Source organism: Roseateles sp. GW821-FHT09B06 (assembly GCF_059418245.1).
The window spans coordinates 24,265-36,835 of sequence record NZ_JBWKPM010000022.1; the positions used below are offsets into that span (position 1 = coordinate 24,265).

General features: G+C 68.3%; 10 protein-coding genes. 1 reads left to right on the forward strand and 9 read right to left on the reverse strand.

The window, feature by feature from the left end:
* Positions 1-539: 539 nt before the first annotated feature.
* Entirely contained in the window at positions 540-3,473 is a 2,934-nt protein-coding gene (locus AC07OQ_RS17675) for an Rne/Rng family ribonuclease (RefSeq protein ID WP_495054447.1), read from the forward strand.
* 132 nt (positions 3,474-3,605) lie between these two features.
* On the opposite strand, the gene AC07OQ_RS17680 is transcribed toward AC07OQ_RS17675, so the two are convergent.
* From AC07OQ_RS17680 to lepB, 9 genes are all read right to left on the reverse strand, one after another.
* A complete protein-coding gene (locus AC07OQ_RS17680; RefSeq protein ID WP_495054448.1) occupies positions 3,606-6,056 on the reverse strand; it encodes a TonB-dependent siderophore receptor in 2,451 nt (816 codons plus the stop codon).
* 226 nt (positions 6,057-6,282) lie between these two features.
* Positions 6,283-7,350, reverse strand: coding sequence for a beta-N-acetylhexosaminidase (nagZ, locus tag AC07OQ_RS17685; protein WP_495054449.1), 1,068 nt, complete (start codon positions 7,348-7,350; stop codon positions 6,283-6,285).
* A gap of 12 nt (positions 7,351-7,362) precedes the next feature.
* The gene (gene acpS / locus AC07OQ_RS17690; protein WP_495054450.1) at positions 7,363-7,758 is read right to left on the reverse strand and encodes a holo-ACP synthase; all 396 of its coding nucleotides are present in this window, start codon (positions 7,756-7,758) and stop codon (positions 7,363-7,365) included.
* 174 nt (positions 7,759-7,932) lie between these two features.
* A complete protein-coding gene (locus tag AC07OQ_RS17695) occupies positions 7,933-8,718 on the reverse strand; it encodes a pyridoxine 5'-phosphate synthase (protein ID WP_495054451.1) in 786 nt (261 codons plus the stop codon).
* Between the two features lie 12 nt (positions 8,719-8,730).
* On the reverse strand, positions 8,731-9,498 hold the full coding sequence (gene recO / locus AC07OQ_RS17700) for a DNA repair protein RecO (protein ID WP_495054452.1): 768 nt from the start codon (positions 9,496-9,498) through the stop codon (positions 8,731-8,733).
* Positions 9,498-10,439 (reverse strand): GTPase Era, encoded by a 942-nt coding sequence (gene era / locus AC07OQ_RS17705; RefSeq protein WP_495054453.1) that lies wholly within the window; start codon positions 10,437-10,439, stop codon positions 9,498-9,500. The genes recO and era overlap by 1 nt, the downstream gene beginning before the upstream one ends.
* Before the next feature lie 26 nt (positions 10,440-10,465).
* Positions 10,466-11,176, reverse strand: coding sequence for a ribonuclease III (rnc, locus tag AC07OQ_RS17710; protein ID WP_495054454.1), 711 nt, complete (start codon positions 11,174-11,176; stop codon positions 10,466-10,468).
* A gap of 16 nt (positions 11,177-11,192) precedes the next feature.
* A complete protein-coding gene (locus AC07OQ_RS17715) occupies positions 11,193-11,552 on the reverse strand; it encodes a DUF4845 domain-containing protein (RefSeq protein ID WP_495054455.1) in 360 nt (119 codons plus the stop codon).
* A gap of 41 nt (positions 11,553-11,593) precedes the next feature.
* A complete protein-coding gene (gene lepB / locus AC07OQ_RS17720; protein WP_495054456.1) occupies positions 11,594-12,568 on the reverse strand; it encodes a signal peptidase I in 975 nt (324 codons plus the stop codon).
* Positions 12,569-12,571 lie beyond the last annotated feature (3 nt).

The following is a 12,571-nucleotide window of genomic DNA, read 5'->3' on the forward strand; positions in this document are numbered from 1 at the left end:
GTCCCCAAGTGACCGGGCGGCCCTCGACGGCGCGCGGCAGCGCAAACGTAGCAAGAACCCTGTCGCGCCCCGCCGTATTGATGAAGCGGGGAGCGGCAACGAATAAGGTTTACACGGCCCGAGGCCCGTCGCTCGCGAAGAGCCGATGACCTCGGGCCAGCGTTCAGCAGTCCTCGCGGATGAGTCCTCATATCTCCCCCACCCCCCACCGCTTGCGGATGCAGCCCCGCCCCCTGCCAGATCTGGACAGGTTCGGCGCGGCGGGCTCCCTTGGCCGTGGCCGGGCCGCGCACGAAGATCGTGCGCGCTGGGGAGCGAGGCACGCAGTTCCGCCTGCTGTCACGCACGCGCCAACGCTGGCGGTTTGATCGGCGACTTTCGATCACCACCAGTCCAGGGCGATTCCTTCCTCGGTTCTTTCACGTCTGCACGTGCATCGATGAGTCGCCCACCGGCCTTGCGGGCCCTGGGCGACGCTGAGTGATGCTGCGCGCTCGAAGGCGGGTGAAAACCGCCAGGAGCGCGCGAGGAGTGACGACATGAAACGCATGCTGATCAATGCGACGCAGCCGGAAGAGCGGCGCCTCGCGATCGTCGATGGCCAGAAACTGCTGGACTTCGAGACCGAAATCGAGGGCCGCGAGCAGCGCAAGGGCAATATCTACAAGGCCGTCGTGACGCGGGTCGAGCCCTCGCTCGAGGCCTGCTTCGTCGACTACGGCGAGGATCGCCACGGTTTCCTGCCCTTCAAGGAAATCTCGCGCCAATACTTCCGCGAAGGCACGGACGTGCGCTCGGCCAAGATCCAGGACGCGATCCGCGAAGGCGATCAGCTGCTGGTCCAGGTCGAGAAGGAAGAGCGCGGCAACAAGGGCGCGGCCCTGACCACCTTTGTCTCGCTGGCCGGCCGCTACCTGGTGCTGATGCCCAACAACCCGCGCGGCGGCGGCGTCAGCCGTCGCATCGAGGGCGAGGACCGCGAGGAGCTGAAGGAGAACCTCGACCAGCTCGAGTACCCGAAGGGCATGAGCCTGATCGCCCGCACCGCCGGCATCGGCCGCTCGGCGGCCGAGCTGCAGTGGGACCTGAACTACATGCTCAAGCTCTGGACGGCGATCGATGACGCCTCCAGGGGCGGCAAGGGCGCCTTCCTGATCTATCAGGAGTCGTCGCTGGTGATCCGCGCGATCCGCGACTACTTCACCGCCGACATCGGCGAGATCCTGATCGACACCGACGATCTGTTCGAGCAGGCCCATCAGTTCATGAACCACGTGATGCCCGACCAGGGCCATCGCGTGAAGCGCTACCGCGACGACGCGCCGCTGTTCAGCCGCTTCCAGATCGAGCACCAGATCGAGACGGCCTTCAGCCGCACGGTCAACCTGCCCTCGGGCGGCGCGATCGTGATCGACCACACCGAGGCCCTGGTCTCGGTGGACGTCAACTCGGCGCGCGCCACCCGCGGCGGCGACATCGAGGAAACCGCGACCCGCACCAATCTGGAAGCGGCCGACGAGATCGCGCGCCAGATGCGCCTGCGCGATCTGGGCGGCCTGATCGTGGTCGACTTCATCGACATGGAAGAGTCGAAGAACCGCCGCGACGTCGAGCAGCGCCTGCGCGACGCGCTGCGCCAGGACCGCGCCCGCGTGCAGTTCAGCTCGATCAGCAAGTTCGGCCTGCTGGAACTGAGCCGCCAGCGCCTGCGCCCGGCCCTGAGCGAAGGCAGCCACATCACCTGCCCGCGCTGCAACGGCACCGGCCATATCCGCGACACCGAATCCTCGGCGCTGCAGATCCTGCGCATGGTCCAGGAAGAGGCGATGAAGGACAACACCGCCGCCGTGCATGTGCAGGTGCCGGTGGAGGTGACCAGCTTCCTCTTGAACGAGAAGCGCACCGAGATCACCAAGATCGAGCTGAAGCAGCGCGTCACCGTGCTGCTGGTGCCCAACAAGCATCTCGACACGCCGAACTACAAGCTGGAGCGCCTGCGCCACGACGACCCGCGTCTGGAGAACCTGCAGGCCAGCTACACGATGATCGAGGAGCCGACCGACGAGGTGGGCATCACCCGCCGCGACGCCGGCGACAAGAAGAACAAGCAGGAGCCGGTGATCAAGGGCATCCTGCCCGAGCAGCCGGCCCCGATCGCGCCGCCCAAGCCCGAACCCGTGGCCAAGGCCGCGGCGCCGGTGGCGGCAGCGCCCGCGCCGGCCGCCGGCGGCGGCTTCTTCGGCTGGATCAAGACCTTGTTTGCTCCGGCGCCCGCACCGGCTCCGGTGCCTACGGCCGAGAAGACGGCCAAGCCGGCCGCCGAAGGCGGCGAGCGCAAGGACAAGCGCGAAGGCCGCGGCGATGGTCGCGGCCGCCGAGGCGAGCGCGGTGAACGGGGCGAGCGCGGCGCCGACCGCAAGCGCGAAGGTGGCCGTGATGGCGGCAAGCCGCAGGAGGCCCGCCAGGAGCGCGGCGAGCGTAGCGAACGCGGCGGCCAGCGTCGCCAGGAGCGCGCCGACAAGCCCGAGGGCCAGGAGCAGCCGCAACGCGCCGAGCGCCAGGAGCGCGGCGAACGCGCCGAGCGGGGCGAACGGGGCGAACAGCGCGGTGTCGATCGCGGCGAGGGCGGCCGCCGCCAGCGCGGTGAGCGCGGTGAGCGCGGCGAGCGCAAGGAGCGGAATGGCAGCGAGGAGCAGCAGGCACCCGTCGCCGCCCAGGCCGCACTGGACCTGAGCGTCGCGCATGATGCGCCGCCGGCCTTTGTCGACAGCCAGGCCGAGGGCCAGGAAGCCGCCGCCCACGAGGCCGGCAATGACGAGCGCCAGGGCCGCCGCCGTCGCCGCCGTGGCGGTCGTGACCGCGACGACGCTGCACCGCGCACCGATGAGGCCGGCAACGAGATCGCGCCGAGCGAGGCCCGCTTCGACGCCACGGACGCAGCGGTCGCCGAGCCGGCGACGGGCGAAACGGCCGAGGCCGGTGGCGAGCGCGCCGAGGGCGATGACAGCGCCGAGGGCCAGACCCGCGACGGCCGCCGTCGCCGCAGCCGCGACCGCTATCGCCGCGAACGCCGTGACGACCAGGCGCCGGACGGCGCCGCCGAGGGCAGCGCGTCCGAGGCCGTGGCGATGCCGGTCGAAGCCGTTGCCGCCGAGCCCGCGCCGGTCGCGATGGTCGCGCCGGTGGCGGCCCCGGTCGCCGCCGCGCCGGCTCCTGCCATCGCCGTGCCCGCCTTCGTGCTGCCGCTGAACGATCTGCAGGCCATTGCCGAAGGTGCCGGTCTGCAGTGGGTGAACTCCGACGCCGACAAGATCCGCGTCGCCCAGGAGGCCATGGCGGCCGAGCCCAAGCCGGCCCATGTGCCGCGCGAGCGCCCGCCAGCGGTCGTGCTGGACGAGGGCCCGCTGGTGCTGGTCGAGACCCGCAAGGATCTTGCGCAGACCAAGCTGCCCTTCGACACGGCCCAGGGCTGAGTCCCGCCAGGGCTTGGCGCGGCAACACCGCCCAGGCCCGACAGAAGAGAAAGAAGAAACGCCGCCCGGCGCAATACGCGGGGCGGCGTTTTTCTTGGCCGGTACGTGCCGAGGCGCGGGCCCCGGCCGACTTCAGAACTTGTAGCTCAGGCTCGCAGTGACGCTGCGCGGCGCACCCCAGGTGTAGGTGCTGTACCAGCTGAAGATGGTGTAGTACTTCTTGTCGAACACATTGCCGACCGCCAATGCGGCCGACAGCTGCTTGTCGAACTCGTAGCGGGCCGACAGGTCGAACACCGCGTAGTCCTTCACCACATGGGTCACGGTGCCGCCGGCCGGAGCGGCCACATCGCCCCAGGTCTGGTCCTGCCAGCGCGCGCCGCCGCCCAGCGTCAGACCGCTCCAGCGGCCGTCGAGCTTGTAGCTGGTGTAGAGGCTGAACTGGTTCTCGGGCGCCAGGGTGTCCACCTTGCGGTGCTGCTGGCGCGCCACCTTGTGGTTGAAGCCGGCGCGCAGCTGCCAGCGCGGCGCCAGCTGGCCGGAGACCTCGAACTCGTAGCCCTTGGTCTCCACGCCCTTGATCGCGCGATAGGCCACGCCGCCGGTCGGCGTCGTGCCGCCGCTCGCCTCGGGGTAGTTGTCCTGCTGCAGTTGGAAATAGGCCAGGCTGGCATTCAGGCGCCCCCCGAAGTGCGAGCTCTTCAGGCCGATCTCGTAGTTCTTGCCCTCCAGCGCATCCAGCGCGTGGCCGCTCTCATCCTGCTCGGCTTGCGGCTTGAAGATGCTGGTGTAGCTGGCGTAGGCCGAGAAATTCTTGTTGAAGTCGTACACCGCGCCCAGATAGGGGACAAGGACGCCGTCCTTCTTCAGGTCTTCCTTGTCGTAGTTGACGACACGGCCACCGGCGATCACTTTCAGGTCATCGCGCAGATTGAAGCGCGAGGCCAGGTACAGGCCGCTCTCGCGCGTGGTCTCGTCATTGGCGTAGTCGGGCGTCGAGGGCCAGACCGTCTCGGGCACATGGCCCTTCCACTCGTAGTAGTTGGGCACCGCGGTGTCGTAGCCCGGCAGGTTCCACCAGCCCTTGTTCTTCCATTGCCGCTTCGAGACGCTGCCACCGACCACCAGCTCATGCTTGCGGCCCAGCAGCTCGTAGGGGCCGCTGGCGTAGACGTCGACCGCGTCGCTGGTGGTGCGGCCGATGTACTGGCCGATCCACATCGACACGCCGGAACCGTCCGCCGGATTCGGGTGGCCGCTGGCGGCGCCGCCCAGATTGGCGTCGTAGCCGTTGATCTGGTGGTTGAACTGCAGCTTGGCGACCCAGCCGTTGTCGAAGTCGTGCTGCAGGGTGGCGAAGCCGGTGCGGGTGTATTGCTCCCAGCGGCTCCAGCGCGGACCGTTGTTGAAGTCGCGCGGCAGGTCGGTGAATTTGCCATTGCTGTCCAGCAGCGGGATGCCGCCCCAGGTCGAGCCCTTGGGATTGCTGTCCTGGTAGTCGACGCCCATGGTCAGCAGGGTGGCTGGCGTCAGGTCGACCTCGACGATGCCGTAGAACACGGGGCTCCGGCGCTGGTAATGGTCGAGCCAGGAATGCTTGTCCTGGTAGGCCAGCACGGTGCGGGCGCGCACGCTGCCATCGCGGTTCAGGCTGCCGGACAGATCGAGCTCGGCGCGGTAGTCGTTCCAGGAGCCGACGCCCAGCGTCGCATGCCCCTGGAACTTGCGCGTCGGCTTCTTGCGGATCAGGTTGATCGTCGCGCCGGGATCGCCGCTGCCGGTCAGCAGACCGGTGGCGCCCTTGAGCACCTCCACGCGATCGTAGATCGACATGTCGCTCAAGGTGTTGCCCGACGAGTAGGAGGAATCGCGCAGCATCGGGATGCCGTCGTACTGGAAGTTCTGGATCGAGAAGCCGCGCGCGTAGTACTCGGTGCGCTCGCTGTCGTAGGTGACGATGCTCACGCCCGGCGTGTGCTCCATCACCTTGTCGATCGAGGTGAGGCTGAAGTCGTCCATCTCCTGGCGCGTCGTCACGCTGATGGACTGCGGCGTCTCGCGCGGCGACAGCACCAGGCGCGTCGCGGTGGCGATGCGGCCCGGCGTGTAGGAGCCCGAGCCCTCGGTCACCTCGCCGAGCGGGTTGCCGGTCAGCACCACGCGATCCAGCTGCCGCGGCGCCGCGGCTTCGCCGGCCGGCAGGCGCTGCAGCGCGAAAGTGCCGTTGCCTTGCGGCATGGCATGCCAGCCGCTGCCTTGCAAAAGCAGCGCCAGCCCTTCCCGCGGCGCATGCGCACCCTGCAGGCCGGGGCCGCGCAGGCCGGCCAGTTCGGCCGGTTCGAAGGCCACGGACAGGCCCGAGACGGCGGCGAAATGCGCCAGCGCCTCGGCCAGCGGGCCAGGCGCAATCTGGTAGCTGCGTGCCGCGGCCGCGCCGGGCGTCTGCGCCAGAGCCGCGAGCGGCGTGACCGCAACGCTGCCCAGCGCCATGGCCGTCAGTGCCGCACGCACCGCGCCGGCCGCATGCGTCGACAGAAAGGGCAAGGTGGCGCGACAGCGCGCGCCCGCGGAGGAAGAGAGCATGGGAATTCGTCCTTTCGTGGCTGCTTGTGTCGGCGCGCCGGGCTCGACACGGCCGGCTCACGCCACCAGGACGGAATCCGAAAGATCAGTCGCGACGCGCCATTTAATGAGAATAATTCTCATTATATTGACGGCAGCCACCGCCGCTTGTCGCATTTGCGCGACCCGGGCGGACTCAGGAAGATCTGCGCAAGTCGACAGCCCGGGAGCCCTGCTCTTTGGCGCTTCAGGCCAGGCGCTCCACCGCGGCCAGGTAGCGCGCATTGCGCATCAGCTCGTCCCAGGTCAGCGGCACGGTCTGCGGCAGCAGGTCCAGGCGACGCGATTCGCTGTCCGGTTCGGGCGTCCAGATCCCGCCGGCCTGAGCCGCCTCGAGACCCGCCAGCACCTCGTCGAGGGCCTCGCCCTGCCCCATATGGGACTGGTTGCACAGCAGCACCAGATCGCAACCGGCCTGCAGCGCGGCCAGCGCGGCCTCGGTGAAGCCGACCGGCCGGCCCTCGATCACGCGGGCGCCGGCCATGCCCAGATCGTCGCTGAAGATCGCGCCGCCGAAGCCCAGGCGCTCGCGCAGGATCTCCTGCAGCCAGCGGCGGCTGAAGCCGGCCGGGCGGCCGTCCACCTTGGGATAGATCACATGGGCCGGCATCACCGCCGACAGGCTCAGGCCCAGCCATTCATAGGGCTTCGCATCCTCGGCCAGGATGGCCTTGAGGCTGCGCCGGTCGACCGGAATCGCCACATGGCTGTCGGCGCGGACGAAACCATGACCGGGGAAATGCTTGCCGCAGCTACCCATGCCGGCCAGCAAGAGGCCCTGCATCAGGCTCTTGGCCAGCAGGCTGGCGACGCGCGGATCGCGGTGGAAGCTGCGCTCGCCAATCACGCTGCTTTCGCCATGGTCCAGATCGAGCACCGGCGTGAAGCTGAAGTCGACGCCACAGGCGCGCAGCTCGGCGGCCAGCACATAGCCGGTGGCGGTGGCCGCGGCCGTGGCACGCATGGCGTCCCGCATCCACAGCTCGCCGAGCGCCCGCATCGAGGCCAGATGCGTGAAGCCGTCGGTCTGGAAGCGCTGCACCCGGCCACCCTCGTGGTCCACCGCGATCAGCAGGTCGGGGCGGATGGACTTGATCTCGGCCGTCAGCGCGGTCAGCTGGGCGCGGCTCTCGAAGTTGCGCGCAAACAGGATCAGGCCGCCGACCAGCGGATGCGTCAGGCGGCGGCGATCGTTGGCGTCCAGCGCCAGGCCGGCGATGTCCAGCACCAGCGGTGCGTGCGGGGTGTCGAGCATCTTGGGTTCTCTTCAGTTCTTCGTTTCGACCACCACGAAGGCGGCCGCGTATTCGGTCTCGTCGGTGACGGTCACATGGGCGATGAGGCCCCTGGCCTCGAACCAGGCGGCCAGCTCGCCATGCAGCCGGATCTCGGGCTTGCCGCTCGGCGCCTTGACGATCTCGCAGGCGCGCCAGGTCATCGGCATGCGCATGCCCATCCCGATGGCCTTGCTGAAGGCCTCCTTGGCCGAGAAGCGGGTGGCCAGATAAGCCACGCCACGCGCCTCGACCTTGGCCCGGCGTTCGCGGAACACGGCCATCTCATGCGGCCCCAGCACCTTCTCGGCGAAGCGCTCGCCGCGCCGCGCCAGGGTCTCGCGGATGCGGCGGATGTCGCAGATGTCGGTGCCGATGCCGTAGATCATGTCAGTCGTCTCAGCGTTGCCGCTGGGGTTCGGAATTTCGGGCCGAGCGCCGGGCCGCCCCAAGCCGGCCCGCGCCGGCGATGTGTTTGCGGCTTGATGCCGCAACCAGCGCCATCCCCTCGGGGGATCGCCCAGGCGCGCCGGCGTTCAGCGGGGCGCGATTGGGCGAGGGGCTCACACATACGCCTGCTGGATGCAGCGCTGGTACTCGCGCACGGTCTCCGCGTAACCCAGCTCCAGCGCATCGGCGATCAGCGCATGGCCGATCGACACCTCCTGCACGCCGGGCACGGCGCGCAGGAAATCCGTCAGGTTGTCGCGGTTCAGGTCATGGCCGGCGTTGATGCCCAGTCCCACGGCCAGCGCGGCCCGGGCGGTGGCCGTGAAGCCGGCCAGCACCTCGGCCTGACGCTCGGTGCCCCAGGCGCTGGCATAGGTCTCGGTGTAGAGCTCGATGCGGTCGGCACCCAGCTCGGCGACGCAGGGCATGGCCGCCGGCACCGGGTCCATGAAGAGGCTGACGCGCACGCCCAGCGCCTTGCATTCGTCGATCAGCGGGCGCAGTCGATCCATGTCCGCCGGCAGATTCCAGCCATGGTCGGAGGTGAACTGGTCCTCGCTGTCGGGCACGAACGTGACCTGCTGCGGCCTGACCTCACGCACGAAGTCCATCAGGTTCTGGGTCGGGTTGCCCTCGATGTTGTACTCGGCCCGGGGCCAGTCCTTGCCCAGCAGCGCGGCCAGTTCGTGCACGTCGCTCGTGCGGATATGGCGGCCATCGGGGCGCGGATGCACGGTGATGCCCTGGGCGCCGGCCACCAGGCACAGCTCGGCGGCCTTGGTGACGCTGGGGATGCCCAGGTGGCGCGTGTTGCGCAGCAGGGCCACCTTGTTGACATTGACCGACAGGGCGCAGCGGGCGCCGTCGTGGCGGGAATCGGGGGCAATCAAGGGATTCATGGCGGGTTCATCTCACTCCAGGAGTTTTTGCACATCCAGCAGGACCTGACGGGTGCGCAGGGGTTTATGACCCAGATGATATTGAAGCAGGCCACGCAGCGCGCTGCGCAGGCTTGGCAGTTGCGCCTCTTCGCAGGCCTGCTGCAGCGCCGCCAGGCTGCCATGCAGCAGCGCGGCCTGCAGCTGCACCAGGGCGGCGCCGCTGAAGCCGGGCAGGGCCTCGTTGCTCGCGGCGATCACGCCGGCCTCGGGAGATAGCGAGTAAAGACGCTGTGCCTCGAGTGGCGCCTGGGTCGTGGTGGCCACGCTGAGGTCGGGCAGCAGGCCCACCTCGGCGAGCAGGCGCAACTCGAAGGCGCGCAGCGCGGTCTCGTCCAGGCGCGCCAGGGTCTGGCCGTAGGCGTCGAACAGCGCGGGGTGCGGGTCCTGGCGGGCCAGGAACCTCAAGAGCAGTTCGTTGAGGTAGTAGCCGGAGAACAGCGCCGCGCCGGCCGGCAAGGTGTTGCCGCCCACCCATTCGGCACCGCGCAGGGTCACGACATCGACCGGGGTTTCGCCATCGCCCTTGACCGGCTTGGACAGGCCGACCTGGATGCGCTGAAAGGGCAGCAGCACGGCACGCAGCTGCGAGTAGGGGCGCTTGGCGCCCTTGGCGACCACGGCCATGCGGCCCTGTTCGCGGGTGAACAGATCCAGCACCAGGCTGGTCTCGCTCCAGTCATAGTGGTGCAGGACGAAGGCCTGCTGGACGGCGGGAGCTCTGCTGCCTCTGGGAGGCATTATTCGTAGCCGTAGGAGCGCAGATGCTCTTCGCTGTCGGCCCAGCCGGAGCGGACCTTGACCCACAGCTCCAGGAACACGCGGCCGTCCATCAGATGTTCCAGCTCCTGGCGCGATTCGGAACCGATGCGCTTGAGCAGCTCGCCGCCCTGCCCGATCACCATGCCCTTGTGCGCATCACGCTCGACCACGATGGAGGCGGAGATGCGGCGCAGCTCGCCCTCCTCCTCCCATTTGTCGATCACGACGGTGGAGGTGTAGGGCAGCTCGTCGCCGGTCAGGCGGAACAGCTTCTCGCGGATGATCTCGCTGGCGAGGAATTTCTCGCTGCGGTCGGTCAGCGCGTCCTCGTCGTAGAACCAGCCCTGCTCGGGCAGGTAGGGCTTGAGGATCTTGAACAGGCGCGTCACGTCGGCCGGCTTCTTGGCCGACAGCGGCACGAACTCGCTGAAGTTGCGCCGCTCCTGCATGCTCTTGAGCCAGGGCGCCAGTTCGGCGCGGCGGTGCACCGCGTCCAGCTTGTTGGCGATCAGCACCACCGGCCTGTCCTCGGGCAGCAGGGACAGCACCTTGGCATCGTCCAGGCCGAAGCGACCCGCCTCGACGACGAACAGCACCAGGTCCACATCGCCCAGCACGCCATGCACGGTACGGTTCAGGTTGCGGTTCAGCGCGGCGTTGTGCTTGGTCTGGAAGCCGGGCGTGTCGACGAACACGAACTGGGCCTCCTCGACGGTGCGCACGCCGGTGATGCGGTGGCGCGTGGTCTGGGCCTTGGCCGAGGTGATGCTGACCTTCTGGCCCACCAGGGCGTTCAGCAGGGTGGACTTGCCCACATTGGGCCGGCCCACGATGGCGATCAGGCCGCAGCGCTGCGGCAGGCCCGGCTCGGCAGGATCAGCGGCATCGGGGGCTGCGGGCGTGGTGTTGTCGTCGGTCATGGTGTGACGGCTTGTGGCCGCCCTCTTCAGTCGCGCAAGCCGGATCCCGGCTGGTCGCGGGCAATCAGTTCGTCGAGCATGCGACGGGCGGCATCTTGTTCGGCGGCGCGGCGCGAACGGCCCTCGCCGCTCTTGGCCAGGCTCAGGGCCGGCACGGCGCATTCGACCGCGAAGGTCTGGTTATGGGCCTGGCCGCGGGTTTCGGTGATGCGATAGCTGGGCACCGCCAGGCGGCGTGCCTGCAGCCATTCCTGCAGCGCGGTCTTGGCGTCCTTGGCCCAGTTGTCGCTGCCACTGCTGGCGATCAGTTCACCCAGCAGGCGGCGCACCAGTTCATGCGCGGCCTCGTAACCGCCGTCCAGGAAGGTGGCACCGATCACGGCCTCCAGCGCATCGGCCAGGATCGAGGGGCGCTGCGCGCCACCGCCCTTGGCCTCGCCCTCCGAGAGGCGCAGCACCTGAGGCAGGTGCAGGCCCAGCGCCAGCTTGTGCAGGCTGTCCTCGCGCACCAGATGGGCGCGGATGCGCGTCAGGTCCCCCTCGTCCGAGCCGGCGAAGCGCTCGTAGAGCAGGCTGGAGACGGCCAGGCTGAGCACCGAATCGCCCAGGAATTCCAGGCGCTCGTTGTGGTCGGCGCCAAAGCTGCGGTGGGTCAGCGCGCGCGCCAGCAGGCCCGCGTCATTGAAGCGGTAGCCCAGGCGCTGCTGCAGGGATTCAAGGGAGGAAGAGGCACTCATCGGGAACACAAGACTACTACTGCGACCGGCCCTGGTATTTGATCAGCAGGAACACCGGGCCGACCAGTTCCACTTCCTTCTCGTAAGCGAAACTGATCCGCACCTTCTCGTTGTCCTTGCTGACCACCAGGTCGCCGGCACCGATGCTCTGAATCGAATACTCGATCTGCTTGACACGCTCGAACTCCTGGCGCACGGCAGGCACCGTGGACGGGTTGTTCTTGGCGATGCGGTTCACCGCTCCCTGGATCGTGTAGAACTCCAGCACGCTGGGAAAGACGCGGGCCACCACCACCCCCGCACAGGCCAGGAAAATGCCCCAGAACAGCAGGCCGAACAGGCTGATACCGCGTTGCTGACGCTTGGACTGGCGCATTGATCTCTTTCCTTTGTGTTGTGCAATGGGCGCGCAGGGCTTCAGTTGAAGCTGCCGATGCGCTTGAGATTACCGAAATTCATCCAAACAAAGAAGGCTTTGCCGACGATGTTCTCGTCCGGCACGAAGCCCCAGAAGCGTGAATCGCGCGAGTTGTCGCGGTTGTCGCCCAGCATGAAGTAGTGGCCGGCCGGCACCTTGCAGGTGACGCCCTCGGGGCTGTACTTGCAGTTGTCCTGGTAGGGGAAAGGGCCATCGCGGCGGTCGGCCCGGAACAGCGGCTGGCGCTTCGGGTCGACCAGGATCTGATGCTCCTTCTCGCCCAGCTTTTCCAGGAAGCGCGGGCGGTAGGCCAGGCTGTCCTCGTCGTAGTAGTCGCCCTGGGGCTGGACCGGGGCCGGCTGGCCGTTGATGTACAGCTTCTGGTTCAGGTAGGCCACTTCGTCACCGGGGATGGCGGCCACGCGCTTGATGAAGTCCAGGCTGGTGTCCTCGGGGTAGCGGAACACCATCACGTCGCCGCGCCTGACCTCGTTGTTGGCGATGATCTTCTTGTTGATCACCGGCAGGCGCACGCCGTAGTGGAACTTGTTCACCAGGATCAGGTCGCCCACAAGCAAGGTCGGCACCATCGAGCCCGAGGGGATCTTGAAGGGCTCGAACAGGAAGCTGCGCAGCAGGAAGACGATCAGGATCACCGGGAACAGGCCGGCGGTCCAGTCCAGCCACCAGGGCTGGCGCAGCACCGCCTCGCGGGCGGCCGCCACGTCACCGTCCACCCGGGCAATACCCTGGGCGGCCAGCTTCTCGCGGCGCAGCACGTCGGTCTCCTGCAGGCGGGCCGCCGCACGCTCGCGCGCCGGCGCGAAGTGGAAGCGCTCGGCCAGCCAGTAGGCCATCGTGACCGCGGTGAGGATGAAAAGCAGCAGCGCGAAATTGCCGCTCCAGTAGCCGGTGTACCAGCCGCCCAGGTAGGCGATGAGGGCGGCGTAGAGAATTCCGGTCAGAGCACTCATTGA